The following is a 20,314-nucleotide window of genomic DNA, read 5'->3' on the forward strand; positions in this document are numbered from 1 at the left end:
TTTCAAGGATAATATTTAATTAAAGCAAAATAAAATCTTATTTTTTTATAAGAGTCAAAAATTTCATTTAATAATTATTTATCTAAAATTATCTAATATTTATAAACATCTCTACATATAGCTGAAGTCAATAAATAGTCTTATTTAAATATGAACAAAAGTAGAAAGTTTAGAAGAATATTATACTCAAAATTTATTTATTTATTTGTTAGAGTTCTTTATATAAGACAATCATCAACTACAATGATCGACTTTCTTGGTTATACCACTTAGATTATAATAATGATCTTATAAACCACTATGGCAGCGAAAGATATCAACAGTGGTATGATGCTCATATCCAGTGAGCATTTGATGGCATTGTTCCATTTTGTGGATGCTGCCAGCATAAGTTTTGCACAGAGTAATATCACCAATGCAAAGACAGCAAAAAATCCATATTCAGGCAGTCCCATAGCTGTGGTCATAGATGCGGTTGCACCTTTTGTACTGACAGATGCCATTGCACTTACTAACGCTGCAGATGCTATAGAGAGTAACATATTGTTCTGTCCATATTCCTTATCTCTATATATATCTTTTCTACTATCCGGAGCATTGCTATCAATTGTTGTAATTGTTTTTCGTATATTAGTAATGTGTTTCCCTTAGTTATTACCTTCTTCCTCTAAAATGAATAGCTTATTTATTGTTGTTGTTGTTGTTATTATTATTATTATTATTATTTATTAATAATATGCCCGATATTCAGGATAAGAGCAAACCAAATCTATATGGGATCAAAGGTTTACATAATGTTTATTCATGGCATGGACTTGCTGTGCACTTCAAGCACATTTCCAGAGTTCAAAGATGTGAATTATATAGTTCATGTACATCTTCACGTAGATCAAATTCCTGTAATTTTTCCATCAAAAGGCAGGATGCAATTTTTATGCTTGAATCAGATTTCAATGTAACACTTAATCTGGTCGAAAAACTTATAGACACTTTGCTTGATATGGGTAATACACGTATTCTGCGATGCAGTAAGGACGATACTGATCCTTTTGATGAAGGTACAAGTATGATACTATTCGATGAGGAATTGTAATTCTGCATCATAAAATTGCATCACAAAATTATTATGCATCTACGTTCATCTGCATCCTATGTTTACGATCATTACAGGTGCTCAGTTCGGTGACGAAGGAAAAGGGAAGATAGTTGACCTGATATCTGATAAATACGACCTTGTGGTAAGATTCCAGGGAGGGGATAATGCTGGCCACACTGTCAAAGTCGGTGATGCTGTCTATAAACTACATCTCATACCTTCAGGTTTTCTGCTAGACTCTAGGGTGCTCATAGGTCCCGGTACAGTTCTCAACCCTCAATCTCTGGCACAGGAACTGGAAATACTTTCTCGAGGAGGGATACATATTGGTCCCGATAAGCTTGGTATCGACGCTAAGACCAGCATAATAATGCCATACCATATTGAACTTGATGGTCTTAAAGAATCAAGTCGTTCTGAGAAGATAGGAACAACTAAAAAAGGTATAGGTTTTGCATATATTGACAAGGTTGCAAGAGATGAAATACGCTTAGCTGATCTCATAGACAAAAAGAGATTACTTGCAAGGCTTGGGGAACTTGCTTCCCAGAAGGAGAATTCCATCCGGGAGCTAGACGGTAACCCATCTGTTGTCATGGATAATGAGTTCATTGATCTCTATGTTTCACTGGGTAAACAATTTGCACCTTATATGACGGATGTATCTCTGGAGATAAATAAAGCATTGGAAGAGGGTAAAAATGTCCTGGCTGAAGGTGCGCAGGGGACGCATCTTGATGTGATCCATGGGACACAGAAATTTGTTACTTCATCTTGTACTATTGCGGGTTCTGCATGTGCCAACTTGGGGGTAGGCCCCACCAAAGTCGACAATGTGTTGGGCATAGTCAAAGCATATATTACTCGTGTAGGTGAAGGTCCCTTGCCTACCGAACTGAAGGATGATGTGGGAGAGCATCTTCAGCAGGTTGGGGGGGAGTTTGGCACCACTACTGGTAGGGCAAGGCGCTGTGGATGGTTTGATCTGCCTTTGGTAAAGAAAGCTGTTTTCCTCAATGGTTATACTGAGCTTGCCTTGACAAAGCTTGATGTGCTTTCTGACATCAACCCGTTAAAAGTATGTGTAGGTTATGAACTCGATGGTATGTCCATCAAATACCCTCCGGAGCTTACTGCCGACCTTGCAAGGTGTGTTCCTATTTATGACGAATTAGAGGGATGGTCAGATGATCTTACACATGTACGCCAGTTCTCCGATCTGCCGGAAGCTGCCTGCAGATATGTATCATATCTGGAGGAAAAGATAGGTGTACCTATAGAATATGTCTCAGTGGGTCCGGGAAGAGAACAGACCTTCAAAAAATAATTCACCTCTTTCTGCCGAAAAGCGTATATACTAACTGAGAGTTTAAAAGCAGTACTCCACCGTATCCAAGTTTCCAGATGCTGAGTCCAATTATCTGTAAATTTATTATCGAATCCAGGGAGAATAGAATGACTACGTTATATGATGTTCCTGCAAGTGACCTGATCTCCAAGGTAGCAGAAAAGTTAAAGGAGAATGAGCATGTACAGCCTCCAGAATGGGCAGCCTATGTTAAGACCGGTGCCCACAAGGAGCTTGCCCCTATGAATAATAACTGGTGGTACATTCGTTGTGCCGCTGTGTTAAGAACTATTTATACTGATGGTCCCATCGGCGTAGAAAGACTACGGTCTGTCTACGGAGGTAAAAAAGATATGGGTTCACAACCCCACAGAAAGGCCAAAGGAAGCGGTTCCATTGCTAGAGAGGCTGCACAGCAGCTCGAAGCAGCGGGTTTCGTTCGATCATTGAAGAGCGGACGTGTTGTGTCTCCTGCTGGTCAATCCATGCTGGACAATACCGCATACGAGGTCAAGCAGGCACTCTTAGAGAAGATACCGGGACTTGCAAAATACTAAATTTGCATTTAACCGCAGATAAACTTCCATATTCCTGTAAGTCAACAGTATATCACAGGTGATTCCATGGCAGGTGAACTTGAGGATATCCGCAGAAAGAGGCTTGAACAATTACAGCACCAACAGGCTGCTCAAATGCATCCTGATATTCAGGCTGCTTATCAGCAGGAACAGATGCAGGCTGAAATGGAAGCCAAAAAGCAATCCATTCTTCGGCAGATTCTTACTCCTGAAGCAAGAGAGCGCATGACAACGCTGAAAATGTCCAGGCCCGAGTTGGTAGATCAGCTGGAATCCCAGCTGATAATGCTTGCACAGAATGGGCGCCTGCAGTCACAAATAACAGACGAGAAATTAAAGGCGCTGTTGGCTCAGATGCAACCCAAGAAGCGCAAGACTAGTATAACAAGGGTATGATCAAGGGTCATGAAGGCATCAGTTCTTTTCAGTGGTGGAAAGGACAGTTCTCTGTCGGCTATATTGCTTGAGCCGTTCTTTGAGATCGAATTGGTGACATGCACTTTCGGTGTGTTACAGGTGGGCGAAGTTGCCAGCCAGGCAGCTGAAAAACTTGGCTTTCCTCATCGGATCCTTGAACTTGACAGGCAGGTGCTGGAAGACGCCTATGGTCTTCTCATAAAGGATGGTTTCCCTCGAAGCTCCATTAACCATATCCATTATGCTGCTGTGGAACAGCTTGCTTCCGAAAAGGGTGTTTCAGCAGTTGTCGATGGAGTACGCCGGGATGACCGTGTTCCTGTATTGACCATTGGCCAGTCCCGCAGCATAGAGGACAGGTTAGGTATAAAATACATATGTCCGCTAAAGGGATATGGCAGATCTGCTGTTGATTATCTGGTAAATAAATATCTGATAATAGACGAAGGACAAAGTTCAGAGATGATCAAGGCAGATTATGAAACAGAATTGCGTGAGATCACACGTCAAAGACAAGATGAAAACATTATGAGGAAGCTTTTTCCTTCGCATGTTCAGTCCCATGTCATTGGCCGTAAGAAATAATATATGTAATAAATAATATGTTACAATAAATGGTATGTAGATATCCTTAATTGACATTGATAAAAAGCAATATGCTCAATAGAGCCAAACCTTGATATACATCTTATTCAATTTATGATTCCATAGATAGGTGAGACAAGTGAGCCAGAATACTAAAGGACAAAAACTTAGGCTTGCAAAAGCACACAGGCAGAATCACAGGGTTCCAACTTGGGTGATAATCAAGACCTCCAGAAAGGTTGTAGGTCACCCCAAGAGAAGAAGCTGGAGAAGAAGCGATCTGGATGCGAAGTAAGTAGGTGTGATGATAATGGCAGAAGATGCAGTTAAAGAGCAGATATATACGATCCCCCTGCGTTCAATAAAAGAACTACCCAGGTATAGAAGGGCGGATAAGGCTATGACGCTCATAAGGAATTACCTTACAAAACATATGAAGGTAGAATCTAAACAGGTAAAGTTGCACACGACCATAAATGAGAAGGTATGGGAAAGGGGTATGCAGAAGCCTCCATCCTTTATAAGGGTACGTGCTGCGAAGTTTGAAGATGGAGTAGTAGAGGCAGAACTTGCCTGAGGATACTACCCTCTCCTATTTCAGAAAGCGAAGTATGTTGAAATGACAATTCCTACTCTGGATATAATGGATACTCCTATCATAGGAGTTTTCGCTACTTGTACAGAAGACTTTGCTTTGGTGCCTTGTGGTACAAAGGCAAGTGCTAAGGACATCATAGCTGACAATTTGCATGTCCAGGTAATAGAGGTCATAATGAGTCAGAACAGTGTCATTGGCTCTATGATCAGGGGTAACTCCGCTGGCTTTATTGTTCCCAGAGGCAGCTCTCTTGAGAGCTTGCAGGTTACCGGCCTTCCGATCTCTAGTCTTCCAGATAAGTTAAATGCGCTTGGAAATATTGTCCTTGCTAACGATTCGGCTGCTCTGGTCCACCCAGAGTTGTCTGACCGCTCTATTGAAGTCATTTCACAGACTTTGAAAGTGGACGTCTACAGGGGTACTATCGCAGGTCTGAAAACAGTAGGTATGGCTGGGGCAGCAACAAATAGAGGATTGCTTGTGCATCCCAGGACCACTACACAGGAACTGGCATTCCTTGAAGAGATATTTGAACTGCCTGTGGATGTAGGAACTACCAATTTCGGTACTCCCATGGTAGGTTCAGGTCTGCTCGCAAATTCCAAAGGTTATGTGGCAGGTTCCAAGACCACTGGCTATGAGCTGGGCAGGATAGAGGGCGCTCTGGGCTTTATTGCGAAAGAGTAAGAATATTTTAATTTATATATGGGTGATCAATATGAAGGACTTTGTTGTTAAAGGGAAGTTCAAAGCCGGATGTGAATGGGAAAAATTCACCAAGCAAGTTGTTAGCCAGAATGAAAAGAATGCAGAAGACAAGGTATATTCTATTTTTGGCAGCAAGCATGGCATTAAAAGAATGTTCATAAAAATAGAAAGCATCGCTGAGGCATGATCCATGGCAGAGATGAACGACACGGATCCACGCAGCCTCTTGATGCAACACCGTGAGTATCAGCGCAGAGCAGAGTCTTTACAGCAGCAGCTAAATATGGTGAGCCTGTCTGCACAGGACTGCCAGCGGGCCATCACTACTATTGAGGAGCTGGAAAAAGAAAAAGAAGGCGCCCATACCATGGTCCCAATTGGATCCGGTTCATTCGTCTATGCTAAGCTCGATATGATCGATAAAGTAGTGGTAAATGTTGGAGCTGGCATCAGTATCGAGAAATCCGTTCCTGAAGCAAAGGAAATCCTTCAGAGACGTAAGAGCGAGCTTGATAAGATATTGGAAAAGATGAATACTACCCTGGGGCAATTGGCTCAGGGCATGCAGGCCATCGAAACTCATGTAGCTGCACTGCAGCAGGGTGCTCAGTCAGGCACCCAGTAATTTTTTTTCTGTCATTTCCGCAGAGTTGATCGTATGTTCAATAAACTGAAAGAAAAGCTCAGCGGCTTTACAAAAAGTCTCGGCAAGCAGATCGATGAAAAGGCCATTCCTGTGGAGCCTGCTCAGGAAGAAGAATCTGAAATCGATTTCATTTCTCCCTCCACACCAGAAACAGAGGAGCAGCTTCTGTCTGGTGTTGCAACCGAAATTGTGAACGATGAGGTAGAACCTCAGAAGACTATTGTATCCGATCAGACTACAGATACAAAAGATATAGACGCTAAAGCTTCCAAATCCCCTGAGCAGAAGAAGACAGGTCTTGTAAGCAAGGCAAAGGCCCTGGTCTTTGAGCGTGAGTTCATTCTCGATGAGAAGGATCTTGAAGAACCTCTATGGGATCTCCAGATCGCCTTGCTTGAGAGCGATATTGCTCTTACTGTTGCAGAAGCCATTACAGAAGAAGTGAAATCCGAGCTTGTAGGTTCCCGCAGGAAGATAGGTAAGGATACTACTGATATTGTTGAACAGGCTTTGCGTAATGCTTTGTACAATGTGATGAGCGCAAACATTTTTGACCTGGATGATTATGTCAGAAATGCCCGTAAACCCGTACACATGGTCTTTGTTGGCATCAATGGCACTGGAAAGACCACCAGTATCGCCAAGACAGCGAAACGTTTCAAGGACATGGGATATTCCGTAGTCCTTGCAGCTGGTGACACTTTCAGGGCAGGAGCCATAGATCAGTTGCAGATACACGGCGACAGGGTCGGTGTAAAGGTTATCCGACATCAGGAAGGTGGTGACCCAGCAGCGGTTGTTTACGATGCGATACAATATGCTAAGGCTCATAGGGCAGACATAGTGCTTTCAGATACTGCAGGCCGTATGCACACCAACCTCAATCTCATGGAGCAGCTAAAGAAAGTTTGTAGAGTAAGTACTCCAGATCTTATTATTTTCGTGGACGAGGCCGTAGCAGGCAACGATGCCGTAGAGAGGGCTGCCCAGTTCAATGAAGCGGTGCCCATTAATGGCTCCATTTTAACCAAAACAGACGCAGACGCCAAAGGAGGCGCTGCTATATCCATTGCGTATATCACGGGCAAACCCATTCTGTTCCTGGGCATGGGCCAGGGGTACGACGACCTGCAAAAGTTCGATCCCAAGTGGTTCGTGGATCAGATATTTGAGTAAAAAATTTTATTTTTTATGGTCTTGTAAACGTATGCATTCGCCTTTATTGGCCACTGCATCCGGCCTTCAGTTCCCGGGCCAATTGTTCTAATCTTTCTTCCACGTTGTTCTTAGAAGCGATTATATTCACGAAGGCCGATCCCACTATTACGGCATCGGCACCGGCTGCTATGACCTCTGCAGCCTGCTTGCCATCGGAGATGCCAAAGCCTACTGCTCTGGGAAGTTTTGTGCTCACTTTCTCCAGGATCTCTTTTGTGGACTTTGCCACATCAACACGGGTTCCTGTGACTCCCAGACGGGATACTATATAAATGAATCCCGAACCTTTGCTGAATATCTTTTGCATCCTGTCCTTGTCCGTTACAGGGGTTACCATGAATATCATGTCAACGTCATATGTTTTACAGGCTTTGAGGATGTCATCGGCTTCCTCTATGGGCAGGTCAGGCACTATTATGCCGGTGATGCCTGATGCAGCACAGTCCTTCACGAATTTTTCCACCCCTCTTCTGAAGATGAGGTTATAGTATGTCATACATACTAGTGGAATGTGTTCTTTAATAGATGCTGCAAGAGAGAAATACACATCTGTGTTCATACCGGCTTCCAGGGCCCTGTCAGATGCTGCCTGTATAGTCGGTCCGTCTGCCACAGGGTCCGAGAAAGGCAAGCCCAGTTCCACTATGTCAGCTCCACCCTTTACAAGTGCATGCACATATTCTCTCGTGGCATCTGTACTTGGGTCACCTGCACATAAGTAAGCAATGAGGGCTTTCTCATTCTTTGCTTTCAGTTCCCGGAACTTATCTGCTATCCTCATAATTTCTCATCACCTGCAGTTGCTTTTACCTTTAATACAGTTTCAAGGTCTTTATCCCCTCTTCCTGAAAGGCTCACTACCACCAGGTCCCCAAGTTCACCTGTGTCTGCCATTTTCTTTATGTATGCCAGTGCATGAGATGATTCCAGCGCCGGGATTATACCTTCAAGCCTGCAAAGTTCATGGAATGCATCCAGAGCTTCCTGATCATTCACACTGCCTGGCTGAATTCTGCCTGTCTCTGCCAGGTGCGCAAGTTCAGGTCCCACTCCTGAATAATCCAGTCCGGCAGACACAGATGTAGATTCAAGGATCTGTCCGTACTTGTCCTGCAGGATAAGCGTTCTTGCACCCTGCAAGATCCCCTCCTCACCCGCTCCAAGGGAAGCAGAATGCATTGCAGTCTTCCCCTGCACCTGCATACCGCAACCTCCCGCCTCCACCGGTAAGAGCTTCACATCAGTATCTTCTACAAAGGGGTGGAATATACCCATGGCATTGCTTCCCCCACCTGCGCAGGCAACAATGGAGTCAGGAAGCCTTCCCTCTTTTTCCATGATCTGCTGTTTGACTTCCGTGCCAATCACACTCTGGAAGTCCCTCACGATCATAGGATAAGGATGCGGTCCCACTACAGAGCCTATAAGATAGTGTGTATTTTCCACATTGGTTACCCAATCTCTCAGAGCCTCATTTATCGCATCTTTCAGGGTCATTGATCCGGACCTCACAGGATGCACCTTTGTACCCATAAGTTCCATGCGATACACATTCATTCTCTGCCTTTCCACATCCTTGGCACCCATATATACAACAGTCTCAAATCCCATGTTAGCTCCGGCCATAGCGGTTGCAGTGCCATGCTGCCCGGCTCCCGTCTCAGCAATAAGTCTTTTCTTACCCATGTATTTTGCAAGCAATGCCTGTCCTATCGTATTGTTAAGTTTGTGAGCACCACCGTGTACCAGATCCTCACGTTTGAGATATATCTTTGTACCATATTTTTTACTTAGGTTCCTTGCATGGTACAGAGGTGTGCTTCGACCGGCGAACTCTGTGAGATAGTAGTTAAGCTCCCTGAGAAACTCGGGAGCCTCCTTATATCGCTCGTATTCCTCTTCCAGTTCATTTAATGCCGGCATCAGCACTTCGGGCACGAACTGGCCACCGAACCTCCCATAAGTAGGCTTTTGCATAGTTTACACTCCAGTTATCTGTATTGATCCTAATTTAGTAATAGGCCGTTTTTAATTATCTTGATCGCTTTAATATTCTTCAGGAATTATCAGCCAGGCTATAAAATACGCTGGAATCCCTCCGCCACCCAGGAATATCAGAAATATCCACAGGAGCCTTACCAGAGTCGGGTCGATATTCAGATATGCTCCGATTCCTCCACATACTCCTGCAATGATTCTTTCACTTTTGGACCTGGAAAGTTTTTTGTACATTTTTTGTCTCCACTAGCTCCTTTGTCTTATGGTATATATCATCGCTTTTAATTATAGCGGTCCCTATGAGGAGAGCATCGGCACCAGCCTCTGTTACCGTTCTCACATCTGCGCCTGAATGTATTCCACTTTCGCTGATGATAATGTGGTCAGTGCCATGGTCAATATCGTATTTCCTTACAAGCGGAGCCAGTGCTATGGTGTTGTTAAGGCTCACTTCCATAGTATGGAAATTCCTGTTATTGATGCCTATTAGTTTTGCATTTGTTGCAAGGGCTATGTATAGTTCTTCTTCGCTTTGTGTTTCCACCAGTGGCTCCATGCCCTTTGCAATAGCAAGGTTTACAAATTCTCCGAGTCTTGCTCCAAGTACGCTTGTTATTAATAATATGATGTCACAGGATATTTCCCCAAGCTGTTTTTCATCAATGATGAAGTCCTTCCGGAGCACCGGTATATCCACTTCTCTTCTGACATTTTCTAAGTTAGCAAGCGATCCGTGAAAGAATTTTGGCTCAGTCAGTACCGAAATAGCAACAGCTCCCGCTCTTTCCATTTGCATTGCTATGGCGGCTGCCTTTTCCGGTGGTATATCCATATATTTATGTGAGGGTGATGCAGGCTTCACTTCCGAGATAACTGGTATATGACCTTCTGTTTGTTTTTTCCGTATAGCAGCTAATATATCTCTTTTCTTGTCCTTTTTCATGTCACGTTCATTCTGATCAGGAATCTTTATAGCAGCTGCTCTTTTAGACGTTTCATTAAGGATCTGATTAACAACATCGTGCATTATATCCTCTTTATCTACATTGGTGTATAACTATGTACATGCCATACTTTGTACTTAAAGATTTTGCCAGAGGGTGGTAATAAAATCTATGTCGGGATGGCACTTCTTTTCACGATGAATTTTTGTGGTATTCTTTGGCTTATTTACGAATCTGTTTACGCTTCAATTATTACAAAAGATAAGTCTGGGATGTTTAATTTTTGGATTTGCAACCATATCTTTTTTATATATTAACTAGTAATATAATTTTATTCGTATACTATAGGTGTTGAAAGGAGAACATACATGAAAGCAAACAGAAGAAAAACATTATTTAAAAACACAGGTGCCCAGGTGGGTATAGGCACTCTTATTATCTTTATTGCAATGGTGCTTGTTGCAGCCGTGGCTGCGGCTGTACTCATCCAGACATCGGGTACATTGCAGCAGAAGGCTCAGTCTACAGGTAAGCAGGCCACTCAGGAAGTATCTTCAAACCTGATTGTTAAAAACATTGAGGGTGTACGCGCAAAGAACAGTGCTACTGATATGTCCTCTACCATAGATCTGCTAAAGCTAAAAGTTGGTTTGAATGTAGGAAGTGCCTCAGTAGATGTAAACCAGGTGGTTGTCTCTATTACTGATGGTACCACTGCAAATAACCTCGTTTATGCAGCCAATCAGAAAACATATGCAAACATTGGTGCTTCCGATGGAGCTATGGATGGGTTTAATGTCTCTGATTCAGCCAATAATCTGCAACTCCTTCTTGTAAATACAACTACGGCAAGCACCACGTTCAACAATTGTGATCACTTCTTTACAGTAGACAGGATACGTGATGAAGACGCTTCGTTCTCCCAGTCCAATCCTGTGATGAACACCGGTGATCTTATCAACTTATACCTGGCTACAACCTCTGCCAGCTCAACCGGCTTTAACTATGTAAGTACCATAGATACTTCAGCAGGTCTTAAGAATTCACGCCTTAACCTGGTGCCGAGGACAATTGTTAATATAATTCTTACTCCCGAGTCTGGTGTAGTGACAAATGCTGATTTTGTGACGCCTTCATCATACGGTGTGAAAGAGGCCGTACAGCTTTATCCATAATATCTTCGGGTTTGTTAAAGGAGACGATCTTATGAAATCTAACCGAAAATATAATTTATACAGGAACAGTAGTGCTCAGGTGGGCATTGGTACCCTTATCATCTTCATTGCCATGGTACTTGTAGCCGCAGTGGCAGCTGCTGTGCTCATCCAAACATCTGGTACACTGCAGCAGAAAGCCCAATCCACAGGCAAGGAGGCCACTCAGGAGGTTTCATCCAATCTGATCGTGAAGGGCATAGACGGTATCAGGGCCAAGAATTCTACTGCCGATCTGGCAGGCAATATTTCTCTGCTCAAGTTAAAGGTAGGTCTTAATGTTGGTAGCTCCTCGGTGGATGTCAACCAGGTGGTCATTTCTATCACTGATGGAACTGGTACGAATAACCTGATCTATGCCAACAATCATAAGACATATGGGTATACCATGAAGGATTTTGATGTTTCTGCAACTGCAGCTGACAATCTGCATGATCTGCTTACAGGCACACAGGCTGCACCTGGCGCAAATGCGAAATATTACTTCACTGTGGAAAAGATCCGTGACGAAGATGGGTCTTTCACTCAGGGAAAGCCGGTAATGAATACAGGTGACCTGGCTATCTTTTATGTTTCAACCGTATGTGCAGGAGACACGACCTTTGACAAGATTGGTACAACTACTGTAAGTAAGGCCCAGAAAGATTCAGGGCTGGAAGTAGGACCCAGAGCAACTATAAGTATTGTGCTCACGCCTGAATCAGGTGTAGTGACAAATGCTGATTTCATAACACCTTCTTCCTACGGTACCAAGGAAACGGTTGTTCTGTATCCATAAGGTGAGTATTCTCACCTTTGATCTTTTTTTATTCGGCATTTTCTTCAATATTGGTATTGTGTCTATTTCCTTTCTAAATTGACCTCTTTTTGATCTAAGATCACTTTTTGGTCAACAGCATTTCACTTATCACATCTTCTTGCTTTTCTGGATCTTTTATAACCCCTCGATTCAAAGCAAAGAAGAAAATACAAGCCTCATCTTATTGGTACGGCGAGGTGAGCCACAAAACCCACAAATTGAGCAATTACATGAACAAAAATCTTAACGCAGGTAAAAGAAGCAGTATGCAGTCTTTAGATGTGTATTTTATGAGCCTTAGCAAGCATGGGGTAATTTTTAACTTCACGTGATGAATAAGTAACCTCTCTGATCCATAGTTCTAAATCAATGCTTTTAGGCGGAAGAATAAATGATAGTTGCGGGTCGATATTTTTCCGATCATTGATAAATCACGTGAATATGCTTCAGGGCATTCTTTCGATAATATCTTCCATACGTTTTGTCTTTTTATAGAAATCAGTGGTGTCTTTGAGAAAATTGGCAGCTATGATCCCTTTATCAGTGATGATGTATCCTCCTCTTTTAACCTTCTCGACCAACCCCTCAAGCTGAAAGACCGTTTTCATTTTGCTTCCAATACTTCCTTTATCTGCAAAACGGTCAGTGTACTCTCTTATATCAGCAAACTCAGTGACTTCCCCTTCATTCTTGTTCAGAACAAGCAGAATGAGCCTGTACTGGATGTCTCCTGGACCTTGGTTTATACCAAGGGACTGATAGAAATCAGCAGCTTTTTGTTCCATCTCGACATCTATCTCATAAGTCATTTTCATCCTCCTCTTCTTCTTCATATCTCTCATGCTGGGATTTTTTTATGCCGAGTGTTTTTTGCAAAGTTGAGGGAGGGAAGTAAGCGAGGAATGCCAGCACGGTACCAATGAGAACAAAGATCCTTGCAGCCATTTGCATAACATCCAGGTTTGTTATCATATCCGTAAGCATAAAATCAAAGACAAAGGAGATTGACACCAGGGGAAGGGTAGTCCTATATCTCAGGTGGCGGGGCATGCGCTGGAGGAATATCAACAGCATCATTCCCAGCATCATTGCTATGGGAATGACAAAAAGTCCAACAAGATATATATTAATGGCAATATCACTGTTGATGCTGAACATTGAGGAATATCCGGTGATAGTGGGTCCAATGACACCATTGGAGTAAAGCAACGCCAGATATGTCGCTCCGAAAAGTATGAACAGGAAAGAAATATAACTACTTCTCTTCTGATTACCTGTTATTACATATAGTATAAAGAACACGAGGGGAACAGTGACCGTTGAAAAAGGCACTGCTGCAAGGTTATACATGATCAGGTCAAGGGATGGATGACCTGTAAATGCTGCTGCCATGCGAATGGTAGTAGGCAGATATGTTAAGGCCACCAGTGACCAGAGAATTACAAGAGCCCATAGAGCAGGCTTGCTTTTTTCATTGTGTTTATCCTCACTGCTTGCAAGCACCCATGCAAAAGCAAATGAGGAAACAGTTATTGCAAAGCATATTGTTGCATTAAGTATCAATCCTGCTATCATTTTACATCCCCTGTCAGGCATATTATTATATAATGTTTTTTATATATATATATATCTATTACGCAAGGGGCTATTTGATGCTTTTTGTTGAGATTCCCCTCCAAACTTATATATACTATTATTTTTATATAAAAAAACAACAAATAGTCGTGTAGAGGATTGTACATGAAAGCAAACAAAACACTTACCATGAAGAAAGATACCAATGCTCAGGTAGGCATTGGTACACTGATCATCTTCATCGCAATGGTGCTCGTTGCAGCTGTGGCAGCAGCAGTGCTCATTCAGACATCAGGTACACTGCAGCAGAAGGCACAGTCAACTGGTAAACAGGCAACTCAGGAAGTATCTTCAAATCTCATCGTTAAGAATATTGAAGGTGTGCGTGCAAAGGATAGTGCCGTAGTTCTGTCGTCAACTATCGACCTTTTAAGGCTGAAAGTTGGTCTGAATGTAGGTAGTCAATCTGTGGACGTAAATCAGGTAGTTATCTCTATTACTGACGGTACCACTGCCAACAATCTCGTGTACGCAGCCAATGATAAAACATATGCAACTGTCGGTGCGGCCGATGGGGCAATGGATGGTTTTAGTTCCTCCAGTCCTGCCACGAATCTTCAGAAGTTACTTACAGCCAATACTACAGCAAACAGCAATTTTAACAACTCCGACCATTACTTTACAGTAGATAAGATCCGTGATGAAGACGCCTCTTTCTCCCAGTCTAATCCAGTGATGAACACTGGCGATCTTATAAACGTATACATAGCAACAACTTCATCATCAGCAGCTTCAGCTGGGTATGACTATGTGAGTACCACGGTTACTTCGGGGGTCCTTAAACAATCCGGCCTTAACCTGGTGCCGAGGTCAGTTGTCAATATCATTCTTACTCCGGAGTCTGGTGTAGTGACAAATGCTGATTTCGTGACACCTTCGTCATATGGTGTTAAGGAAACAGTGCAGTTGTATCCATGATCATGCAGTGAGCAAAAAGAGGCAATACAATGGCCAGAGAAAGATCCTCTTTAAGAGATAATACCAGTGCCCAGATAGGCATTGGTACTCTTATCATTTTCATTGCCATGGTACTGATAGCCGCAGTTGCTGCCTCTGTGCTCATACAAACGTCCGGTGTGTTACAACAAATGGCACATGCTACCGGAAAGCAGGCTACCCAGGAAGTTTCATCTAATCTGGTCCTCAAAAGTATAGAAGGTATAAGGGCTAAGAACAGTTCAACCTCCATGGCTCAGAATATCTCTCTCCTTAAAATGAAGGTCGGACTTAATGTTGGCAGTTCTCCTGTCGATCTGAACCAGTTGGTTATTTCAGTCTCAGACGGCACTAATTATAATGATCTTATTTATGGTAACAACGAAAAATTATATGGGATTCTGATGAGCGATTTTTCCAGCAACTCCAGTGCAGATACTAACCTGGAAAAATTGCTTACCTCTACTCAGGCTTCTCCGGGAGACAATGCAGCTTACTTTTTTACTGTGTCCAAGATCCGTGATGAGGACGTATCCTTTTCGCAAGGCTCTCCTATTATGAATACAGGGGATCTCGCGACGATCTATGTGTCAACAGTTTCCGGTGGAGACCTTGGGTATACGACAATTGGTCCTATAGCTACGCACAGTTCTCAGAAGGCTTCAGGTCTGTACATTGGACCAAGAACAACTATAAACCTGGTCTTTACTCCGGAAGCCGGAACAATAACTATTGCAGAGCTCGTTACTCCCTCTTCCTACGGTATCAAAGAAACAATAAAATTATATCCATAAATTAATATTAATTTCTATTTGGAGGTGCTCATATCTTGAAAGGATCAATTTTCTTAATTGCATTACTCCTTCTGGTTTCCCATGCCATGGCAGAAGCAGTCTATGAGAATGATGTACTGCTGGAAAAGAACAGTGTAAGTTTAACTATATTTGAAACATACAATTTAACTGATGCAAGTGAATTCAGAGCATCTCTGGATAGTGATAATGATTCTCAGGTAACGGAACCGGAGGTCTCTTCTTTTAAAGGATCATATCTTGCATCGAGATCTCCACAGTTCATGGAGTATGTAAAGGTGGATGATGGTAATGTGACCTTGTATATGGATTCCGTCACTATGAACCTTTACAACGCCACAGGCAAAGTCACCCAAGATCCTCTTTATGTAAGTACAACCATTAATTACGGTCTTACTCCGCAGCTAGGTGCCGATGACCATTTTATATGGGTCATGGGCCATCCCCTGATAGAAAGAATGCGTATACAGCTTCCCAAGGGTGCAGTTCTTGTTTCCAGCAATGGTCTTGAGAATATGACCACATTGGAAACAGACCCTGTTCTACTGGAAGGTAAGAGTGGAATCCGTAGCTTTATGGCGGATAACAGATCCACCTTTGAATATGCTACAACTGTAGAGTTCCGTGATCCTTATTTGTATGAGCATGGATATGTTCTGCCTTTTCTGTTAGGCGTAGAATTACTTTTGATCATTCTTGTCCTTCATGTGAGAAGAAAGCGTTAAATAATATATTTGCTTTATTATAATATGAGTTTAATGAGATCTCCAAACTTATTCCTCATATTGGTCCTTTTCATTTTTTCCATATGCGGAAGTGGCTGTTCAAGCCAGGATCCTTCAGGAACAGTGAACACTACAGTAATTGAATTTCTGGAAGCTGTTAATGCCGGCAATAAAGATCTTGCTTTCAGTATGTATCAAGGCAAGGATTTTCTGGTCCCTGCCAGCATAGAGATGTCCTTCAAGAACAAGAAATTCTCTCCAGGTGGTCTTCAAGAAGTGGTGATCACTTCAGAGGGGCATACTGACAATGTTGCGGTTGCTACGGCGGAATGTACAGTGGCAAAACTCGATGATGATGGTAACGAGATCGAAAGAACTCTTCTTCCTGTATACTTCAAGCTTCAGGACACAGAAATTGGATGGATCATAATCAGAGTCACTTTCTCTGCTCCCCTTGAACTCTCTGAAGATGGTCTTGTCAGCATTGAGGTTCCAAAGACTCCTATTGATCCTATCACAGAGAACGCTGTACCTATAAGTATATTTTCGGTAATGCTTTTCGGTACTGGTATATATCTCAACCAGAAGGAAAAACAAAAACACAATAATAGTAGCAGGACTGTGGATACCAGCAATGCTGCTTCCATACCCAAGGAATCTCTTGTTCAGTTCATCAGGATCGTTCCTTCACAACAAGTTGTGGCGGGCGGGAAGACAACTATTGGTGTATGGGTAAAGAATTTCTCTCAGCAGCCATACGAGAAATTCGCTGTAAAAGCCAGATTTCCTAATACTGTGGATATCAAAGAGCTCTCTCTTTTCTTTGGTTCCATAGCTGCTGGTCAGACAGTGAAGCAAAGCTGGACATTTGTGCCCAAGATGCAAGGATGGCTTGGGGTGGAAGAGCCCACTATTGTGTTCGAGTATCTGGGTACTAAATATGCCGGAACTTTAGATACGGTATGGGTCCCGGTTCAATAAATACTGATACACGGAGGCATTATGATCAAGGAAGATGGAACTGGCGCTCTGGAAAAAGGATATGATGCAAAGGACGCTATGTCAAAATTTAACAAGCTGATCGCATTACGTTTTAACGATAGCTCAGGAAATATCTTCAAAGATCAGGATGACATCTCTCTTATGTCTGTTGTGGAAGAGGTCATTGCCTCACCAGAAAAAGGAAGTACAGAGGATACTGTAGTTTGTGCTGATCCCAACAATAATGCTGATTCATCTGCAAATGATGCTGTGAGCTATCAACAGGAGCAACGATCATCTGTTGTGACTATGGGAACAGATCATGGGCAGGAATGGTATAATAAACTAAACGAATTGGCTTCCACCAGTTTTGAGGGAGTGTCTTATGAGTCATGTGCAATAAAGCTGGAAGATCCTAAAAATACAAGTACAATTGTTCGTGAGCCAGCTGGACAATCAGTGATCGATCAAAAATTGAATGCAATATTGAAAAAGAACGAAGATGCAATAAAGTCTATTCCGGATAAGGAACAAGAAAGTGCCGTTTTTGTCCAAAATGGGAAAGGAAAAGCAGCATCATTTCCGGATCGAGAAAAACAAACACAAACCTCAGATCAGATCACAAAGGGCATTACCAGGGATGTGGGTGACAAGCCTCTCGTAACCGAGGATATTGTCAGCATTATGGATAAGCTGGATTCAATTGAATCCGAGATGAAGAAGAAAGAGCTTTCACGGGCTGAAACTATGCGCATGCCAGCGGCTGAAAAGCATATTCCTCGGCAGCAAATGAATGGGAATATGAAACAATCTTCCTTTGAGGCTCAGTTCAAAAAAGCTCATGGAGTTAAAAATGATCTGCCTGCAAAAGTGGCTGTGTTGTACTCCGAAGCTCACGTTGCACATTCACCTAAAAACACCAGTGTTCAGGACTTGGAACGCCCCGAGCGTCTTACGAGGGCTATGGATTATCTGCAACGCAGTGGTGTTTTTGGTGAACGATGTGATCTTATCACTGAAAAATATCCTGCTTCAGAAGAAGACCTTTTACTGGTCCATTCAAATGATTATATCAGGTTCGTCAGATCATACTCTGCTTCAGGTGGGGGTTTTCTGGGTGACAGCACTTACATGACTTCCGAGACCTTCGAAGTTGCTCGACTTGCTGTGGGTTCGGCCATAAAGGCCGGCGAACTTGTGCTGTCAGGGCAATACGCCGCAGCCATGGTGATGATACGACCTCCTGGTCACCATGCGAGTGTTGATAAATACAGAGGATTTTGTATTTTTAATAATGTGGCTGTTCTGGCTCGTTATCTGCAGAAGAAAAAAGGTCTGTCCAAAATAATGATCATTGACTGGGACGCCCATGCAGGTGATGGCACCATGGAGATATTCTACAATGATCCCACTGTAATGTTTGTATCCCTGCATCGTGACCCATATGATTTCTATCCACGCAGAGGTTTCAGTTCCCAGATAGGAGAAGGGCCGGGTTTGGGTTACACTGTCAACGTGGAAATACCTGTGGGAGCAGGAGACGAAGAATATGCTTTTGCTTTTGACGAATTGGTGATCCCTCTTTTGCATAACTTCTCACCGGATTTTGTAATATGCAGCTGTGGGTTCGATGCCTATTACAAGGAACAGCACATAAAGCTGAATCTTACTTCTGCTGGCTATCACATGATGACACAGAAGATCATGTCTGCCATAAATGGAAACTTTGTGCTCGTAATGGAAGGTGGTTATCATAAGTTCAATGGCCATCTTACGCATGTGGTCATCAATTCGCTGCTTGACCTCCCGAATCCTATAGACGATATACTTAAAACTACTGAATATGAAAGCAATCAGCAGAATATGATCCTTAAAGAGACAGAGAAAAATATCTCCTATGTTAAGAATAAATTAGCATTCAAGGACCGCTAAAGAGGAAGAATGCGCAGCACAGGTGTGATATTCAATACTAATCATGAGCTCCATGATTATATGCTGAAAGGTGGTTATCATGATGATCTTGGCCTCCCGGCAAAGTTCTTGCAGGTGCATGTTCGGGGAGAAGCTGAATGAACTTAAGAACCTGTGTCATATTACTGGGAATTTTAACATGTAGATTTGGTGTTCATATGATAGAACTTGCTTATTATAATAGTGGATTAAGGTTCTTTAAGCTGAAATATCCATATGAGCTGGATAAGCTGAAAATTGGCAGATTTGATTATTTCAATAAACATCTGGGTATGAACGACTACATGGGTAACTTTAGCAGTTGGCTCAAAAGACAATCAGTGACCCTTATAGTTGGAATAGATAATGTTACCATCGTGGGTTGGGTAATGGCAGAGAGATGGAAGCAAAATGCTAAGGATGGCCATCCTGTCTATGTATTGAGGGCTATCGAGGTTTCTCCGTCTATTGCGCGTACAGGTATTGGTAGAACTCTATTCGTACTAAGCTTCAAAGCCTGTCCCGGACATATGCTGACCAAGCCTGTGAACTCTGTAGCAAAGACTTTTTTTCTTTCCCTGGGTTTCCAGGAACCCGACAGAAATTGTCCAGTTGATCTGAGTAGTTATCCTGGTTATCTTTTTCTTCCTGAAGCTTACGAATTGCAGAGCATTCCCCATGAACTTATAATGATCAAAGGGGGACTTGTGGAGTGCCAGAATGAAACTTCTGTGAAGGATATTCTCCGCCCGGCCTTCACTTTAAATTCTCTTCAGGATGCTGAAGTGACTCCTGAAAAAGAAGATACGCTCATCAGAAGCATTGGTCTGAATAACATAGCCAAAGCTGAACCAAAAGCAGAAACAGATTGCAATTGTGCCGGATACTCCAAACTCTCTTCCATTCCTGTGATCGCAGATGTTGCAGACCAAGCTGATTCTCAGAGCAGAGAGTTCTTAAAAGAACACAAAATGATGACCTCTTGCTGTTGTGGTGAGTATATGACCCATAAATATGTAGTATCAGGTAGCTCCCGGGGTTTTCTTTTTGTATGCACTTCGTGCGGAAAAGAACGATATTTTCTTAAAAATCAATGATATTCTTATTTTTCCATTCATCATCTTCT

General features: G+C 42.6%; 27 protein-coding genes. 21 read left to right on the plus strand and 6 right to left on the minus strand.

Features of this window, described 5'->3' with window-relative positions:
• Positions 1 to 300 precede the first annotated feature (300 nt).
• The 12 genes from METHO_RS13560 to ftsY all read left to right on the plus strand — a co-directional run bounded on the left by METHO_RS13560 (position 301) and on the right by ftsY (position 7,152).
• Complete coding sequence (locus METHO_RS13560; RefSeq protein WP_156811028.1) at positions 301 to 651, plus strand: hypothetical protein; 351 nt, start codon at positions 301 to 303, stop codon at positions 649 to 651.
• Between the two features lie 283 nt (positions 652 to 934).
• Positions 935 to 1,093 (plus strand): hypothetical protein, encoded by a 159-nt coding sequence (locus tag METHO_RS13565; protein ID WP_015324261.1) that lies wholly within the window; start codon positions 935 to 937, stop codon positions 1,091 to 1,093.
• 58 nt (positions 1,094 to 1,151) lie between these two features.
• Positions 1,152 to 2,423, plus strand: coding sequence for an adenylosuccinate synthase (locus tag METHO_RS04120; RefSeq protein ID WP_015324262.1), 1,272 nt, complete (start codon positions 1,152 to 1,154; stop codon positions 2,421 to 2,423).
• Between the two features lie 128 nt (positions 2,424 to 2,551).
• Positions 2,552 to 3,001: a 30S ribosomal protein S19e gene (locus METHO_RS04125; protein WP_015324263.1), complete on the plus strand. Its 450-nt coding sequence runs from the start codon at positions 2,552 to 2,554 to the stop codon at positions 2,999 to 3,001.
• Between the two features lie 66 nt (positions 3,002 to 3,067).
• Positions 3,068 to 3,418, plus strand: a complete 351-nt coding sequence (locus METHO_RS04130; RefSeq protein WP_015324264.1) for a DNA-binding protein — start codon at positions 3,068 to 3,070, stop codon at positions 3,416 to 3,418.
• A gap of 9 nt (positions 3,419 to 3,427) precedes the next feature.
• Positions 3,428 to 4,024, plus strand: coding sequence for an alpha hydrolase (locus METHO_RS04135; RefSeq protein WP_015324265.1), 597 nt, complete (start codon positions 3,428 to 3,430; stop codon positions 4,022 to 4,024).
• 139 nt (positions 4,025 to 4,163) lie between these two features.
• Positions 4,164 to 4,319 (plus strand): 50S ribosomal protein L39e, encoded by a 156-nt coding sequence (locus tag METHO_RS13260; RefSeq protein WP_015324266.1) that lies wholly within the window; start codon positions 4,164 to 4,166, stop codon positions 4,317 to 4,319.
• Positions 4,320 to 4,334: 15 nt separating this feature from the next.
• Positions 4,335 to 4,601 carry a 50S ribosomal protein L31e gene (locus METHO_RS04140; protein WP_015324267.1) on the plus strand — a complete coding sequence of 89 codons (267 nt, stop codon included), beginning with the start codon at positions 4,335 to 4,337 and terminating at the stop codon, positions 4,599 to 4,601.
• A 42-nt stretch (positions 4,602 to 4,643) separates the two neighbouring features.
• Positions 4,644 to 5,309 (plus strand): translation initiation factor IF-6, encoded by a 666-nt coding sequence (locus METHO_RS04145; protein WP_015324268.1) that lies wholly within the window; start codon positions 4,644 to 4,646, stop codon positions 5,307 to 5,309.
• A gap of 31 nt (positions 5,310 to 5,340) precedes the next feature.
• A complete protein-coding gene (gene rpl18a, locus METHO_RS04150) occupies positions 5,341 to 5,517 on the plus strand; it encodes a 50S ribosomal protein L18Ae (protein ID WP_015324269.1) in 177 nt (58 codons plus the stop codon).
• A 3-nt stretch (positions 5,518 to 5,520) separates the two neighbouring features.
• The gene (gene pfdA / locus METHO_RS04155) at positions 5,521 to 5,955 is read left to right on the plus strand and encodes a prefoldin subunit alpha (protein ID WP_015324270.1); all 435 of its coding nucleotides are present in this window, start codon (positions 5,521 to 5,523) and stop codon (positions 5,953 to 5,955) included.
• Positions 5,956 to 5,988: 33 nt separating this feature from the next.
• Positions 5,989 to 7,152: a signal recognition particle-docking protein FtsY gene (gene ftsY / locus METHO_RS04160; protein ID WP_015324271.1), complete on the plus strand. Its 1,164-nt coding sequence runs from the start codon at positions 5,989 to 5,991 to the stop codon at positions 7,150 to 7,152.
• 43 nt (positions 7,153 to 7,195) lie between these two features.
• On the opposite strand, the gene trpA is transcribed toward ftsY, so the two are convergent.
• The 4 genes from trpA to METHO_RS04180 form a co-directional block, all read right to left on the minus strand.
• Positions 7,196 to 7,975, minus strand: a complete 780-nt coding sequence (trpA, locus tag METHO_RS04165) for a tryptophan synthase subunit alpha (protein WP_015324272.1) — start codon at positions 7,973 to 7,975, stop codon at positions 7,196 to 7,198.
• Complete coding sequence (gene trpB, locus METHO_RS04170; RefSeq protein ID WP_015324273.1) at positions 7,972 to 9,171, minus strand: tryptophan synthase subunit beta; 1,200 nt, start codon at positions 9,169 to 9,171, stop codon at positions 7,972 to 7,974. The genes trpA and trpB overlap by 4 nt, the downstream gene beginning before the upstream one ends.
• A 69-nt stretch (positions 9,172 to 9,240) precedes the next feature.
• On the minus strand, positions 9,241 to 9,426 hold the full coding sequence (locus METHO_RS04175; RefSeq protein WP_015324274.1) for a PspC domain-containing protein: 186 nt from the start codon (positions 9,424 to 9,426) through the stop codon (positions 9,241 to 9,243).
• Entirely contained in the window at positions 9,395 to 10,219 is an 825-nt protein-coding gene (locus METHO_RS04180) for an indole-3-glycerol-phosphate synthase (RefSeq protein ID WP_015324275.1), read from the minus strand. Before METHO_RS04180 ends, METHO_RS04175 begins: the two co-directional genes overlap by 32 nt.
• 285 nt (positions 10,220 to 10,504) lie before the next feature.
• Between METHO_RS04180 and METHO_RS04185 the strand changes: the two genes are divergently transcribed.
• Positions 10,505 to 11,311, plus strand: a complete 807-nt coding sequence (locus METHO_RS04185; protein ID WP_015324276.1) for an archaellin/type IV pilin N-terminal domain-containing protein — start codon at positions 10,505 to 10,507, stop codon at positions 11,309 to 11,311.
• 31 nt (positions 11,312 to 11,342) lie between these two features.
• The gene (locus tag METHO_RS04190; protein WP_015324277.1) at positions 11,343 to 12,128 is read left to right on the plus strand and encodes an archaellin/type IV pilin N-terminal domain-containing protein; all 786 of its coding nucleotides are present in this window, start codon (positions 11,343 to 11,345) and stop codon (positions 12,126 to 12,128) included.
• 467 nt (positions 12,129 to 12,595) lie between these two features.
• Here METHO_RS04190 and METHO_RS04195 read toward each other — a convergent pair whose 3' ends face one another.
• Both METHO_RS04195 and METHO_RS04200 read right to left on the minus strand, forming a co-directional pair.
• Positions 12,596 to 12,958 carry a hypothetical protein gene (locus tag METHO_RS04195; RefSeq protein WP_015324278.1) on the minus strand — a complete coding sequence of 121 codons (363 nt, stop codon included), beginning with the start codon at positions 12,956 to 12,958 and terminating at the stop codon, positions 12,596 to 12,598.
• Positions 12,948 to 13,745 carry a hypothetical protein gene (locus tag METHO_RS04200; RefSeq protein WP_015324279.1) on the minus strand — a complete coding sequence of 266 codons (798 nt, stop codon included), beginning with the start codon at positions 13,743 to 13,745 and terminating at the stop codon, positions 12,948 to 12,950. Before METHO_RS04200 ends, METHO_RS04195 begins: the two co-directional genes overlap by 11 nt.
• Before the next feature lie 144 nt (positions 13,746 to 13,889).
• Between METHO_RS04200 and METHO_RS04205 the strand changes: the two genes are divergently transcribed.
• From METHO_RS04205 to METHO_RS04230, 7 genes are read left to right on the plus strand one after another with little or no spacing between them, the layout of a single operon-like run.
• On the plus strand, positions 13,890 to 14,702 hold the full coding sequence (locus METHO_RS04205) for an archaellin/type IV pilin N-terminal domain-containing protein (protein WP_015324280.1): 813 nt from the start codon (positions 13,890 to 13,892) through the stop codon (positions 14,700 to 14,702).
• A gap of 29 nt (positions 14,703 to 14,731) precedes the next feature.
• Positions 14,732 to 15,514: an archaellin/type IV pilin N-terminal domain-containing protein gene (locus METHO_RS04210; RefSeq protein ID WP_015324281.1), complete on the plus strand. Its 783-nt coding sequence runs from the start codon at positions 14,732 to 14,734 to the stop codon at positions 15,512 to 15,514.
• Between the two features lie 35 nt (positions 15,515 to 15,549).
• Positions 15,550 to 16,257, plus strand: a complete 708-nt coding sequence (locus tag METHO_RS04215) for a hypothetical protein (RefSeq protein WP_015324282.1) — start codon at positions 15,550 to 15,552, stop codon at positions 16,255 to 16,257.
• A 33-nt stretch (positions 16,258 to 16,290) separates the two neighbouring features.
• Positions 16,291 to 17,238 carry a hypothetical protein gene (locus METHO_RS04220; protein ID WP_156811029.1) on the plus strand — a complete coding sequence of 316 codons (948 nt, stop codon included), beginning with the start codon at positions 16,291 to 16,293 and terminating at the stop codon, positions 17,236 to 17,238.
• 21 nt (positions 17,239 to 17,259) lie between these two features.
• The gene (locus tag METHO_RS04225) at positions 17,260 to 19,170 is read left to right on the plus strand and encodes a histone deacetylase family protein (protein ID WP_015324284.1); all 1,911 of its coding nucleotides are present in this window, start codon (positions 17,260 to 17,262) and stop codon (positions 19,168 to 19,170) included.
• A gap of 9 nt (positions 19,171 to 19,179) precedes the next feature.
• Entirely contained in the window at positions 19,180 to 19,311 is a 132-nt protein-coding gene (locus METHO_RS14230) for a hypothetical protein (RefSeq protein WP_015324285.1), read from the plus strand.
• A gap of 56 nt (positions 19,312 to 19,367) precedes the next feature.
• A complete protein-coding gene (locus tag METHO_RS04230) occupies positions 19,368 to 20,285 on the plus strand; it encodes a GNAT family N-acetyltransferase (protein ID WP_156811030.1) in 918 nt (305 codons plus the stop codon).
• Positions 20,286 to 20,314 lie beyond the last annotated feature (29 nt).

Origin of the sequence: Methanomethylovorans hollandica DSM 15978 (assembly GCF_000328665.1) — an archaeon.
In the GTDB taxonomy this organism is placed as follows: Archaea; Halobacteriota; Methanosarcinia; order Methanosarcinales; family Methanosarcinaceae; genus Methanomethylovorans; species Methanomethylovorans hollandica.

Excerpts from the sequence above, each read along its gene's own strand:
- METHO_RS13560 (WP_156811028.1), top strand. The coding sequence starts at position 301 with ATGGCAGCGAAAGATATCAACAGTGGTATGATGCTCATATCCAGTGAG.
- METHO_RS13565 (WP_015324261.1), top strand. The coding sequence starts at position 935 with ATGCTTGAATCAGATTTCAATGTAACACTTAATCTGGTCGAAAAACTT.
- METHO_RS04120 (WP_015324262.1), top strand. The coding sequence starts at position 1,152 with ATGTTTACGATCATTACAGGTGCTCAGTTCGGTGACGAAGGAAAAGGG.
- METHO_RS04125 (WP_015324263.1), top strand. The coding sequence starts at position 2,552 with ATGACTACGTTATATGATGTTCCTGCAAGTGACCTGATCTCCAAGGTA.
- METHO_RS04130 (WP_015324264.1), top strand. The coding sequence starts at position 3,068 with ATGGCAGGTGAACTTGAGGATATCCGCAGAAAGAGGCTTGAACAATTA.
- METHO_RS04135 (WP_015324265.1), top strand. The coding sequence starts at position 3,428 with ATGAAGGCATCAGTTCTTTTCAGTGGTGGAAAGGACAGTTCTCTGTCG.
- METHO_RS04140 (WP_015324267.1), top strand. The coding sequence starts at position 4,335 with ATGGCAGAAGATGCAGTTAAAGAGCAGATATATACGATCCCCCTGCGT.
- METHO_RS04145 (WP_015324268.1), top strand. The coding sequence starts at position 4,644 with ATGACAATTCCTACTCTGGATATAATGGATACTCCTATCATAGGAGTT.
- rpl18a (WP_015324269.1), top strand. The coding sequence starts at position 5,341 with ATGAAGGACTTTGTTGTTAAAGGGAAGTTCAAAGCCGGATGTGAATGG.
- pfdA (WP_015324270.1), top strand. The coding sequence starts at position 5,521 with ATGGCAGAGATGAACGACACGGATCCACGCAGCCTCTTGATGCAACAC.
- ftsY (WP_015324271.1), top strand. The coding sequence starts at position 5,989 with ATGTTCAATAAACTGAAAGAAAAGCTCAGCGGCTTTACAAAAAGTCTC.
- trpA (WP_015324272.1), bottom strand. The coding sequence starts at position 7,975 with ATGAGGATAGCAGATAAGTTCCGGGAACTGAAAGCAAAGAATGAGAAA.
- trpB (WP_015324273.1), bottom strand. The coding sequence starts at position 9,171 with ATGCAAAAGCCTACTTATGGGAGGTTCGGTGGCCAGTTCGTGCCCGAA.
- METHO_RS04175 (WP_015324274.1), bottom strand. The coding sequence starts at position 9,426 with ATGTACAAAAAACTTTCCAGGTCCAAAAGTGAAAGAATCATTGCAGGA.
- METHO_RS04180 (WP_015324275.1), bottom strand. The coding sequence starts at position 10,219 with ATGCACGATGTTGTTAATCAGATCCTTAATGAAACGTCTAAAAGAGCA.
- METHO_RS04185 (WP_015324276.1), top strand. The coding sequence starts at position 10,505 with ATGAAAGCAAACAGAAGAAAAACATTATTTAAAAACACAGGTGCCCAG.
- METHO_RS04190 (WP_015324277.1), top strand. The coding sequence starts at position 11,343 with ATGAAATCTAACCGAAAATATAATTTATACAGGAACAGTAGTGCTCAG.
- METHO_RS04195 (WP_015324278.1), bottom strand. The coding sequence starts at position 12,958 with ATGACTTATGAGATAGATGTCGAGATGGAACAAAAAGCTGCTGATTTC.
- METHO_RS04200 (WP_015324279.1), bottom strand. The coding sequence starts at position 13,745 with ATGCCTGACAGGGGATGTAAAATGATAGCAGGATTGATACTTAATGCA.
- METHO_RS04205 (WP_015324280.1), top strand. The coding sequence starts at position 13,890 with ATGAAAGCAAACAAAACACTTACCATGAAGAAAGATACCAATGCTCAG.
- METHO_RS04210 (WP_015324281.1), top strand. The coding sequence starts at position 14,732 with ATGGCCAGAGAAAGATCCTCTTTAAGAGATAATACCAGTGCCCAGATA.
- METHO_RS04220 (WP_156811029.1), top strand. The coding sequence starts at position 16,291 with ATGAGATCTCCAAACTTATTCCTCATATTGGTCCTTTTCATTTTTTCC.
- METHO_RS04225 (WP_015324284.1), top strand. The coding sequence starts at position 17,260 with ATGATCAAGGAAGATGGAACTGGCGCTCTGGAAAAAGGATATGATGCA.
- METHO_RS14230 (WP_015324285.1), top strand. The coding sequence starts at position 19,180 with ATGCGCAGCACAGGTGTGATATTCAATACTAATCATGAGCTCCATGAT.
- METHO_RS04230 (WP_156811030.1), top strand. The coding sequence starts at position 19,368 with ATGATAGAACTTGCTTATTATAATAGTGGATTAAGGTTCTTTAAGCTG.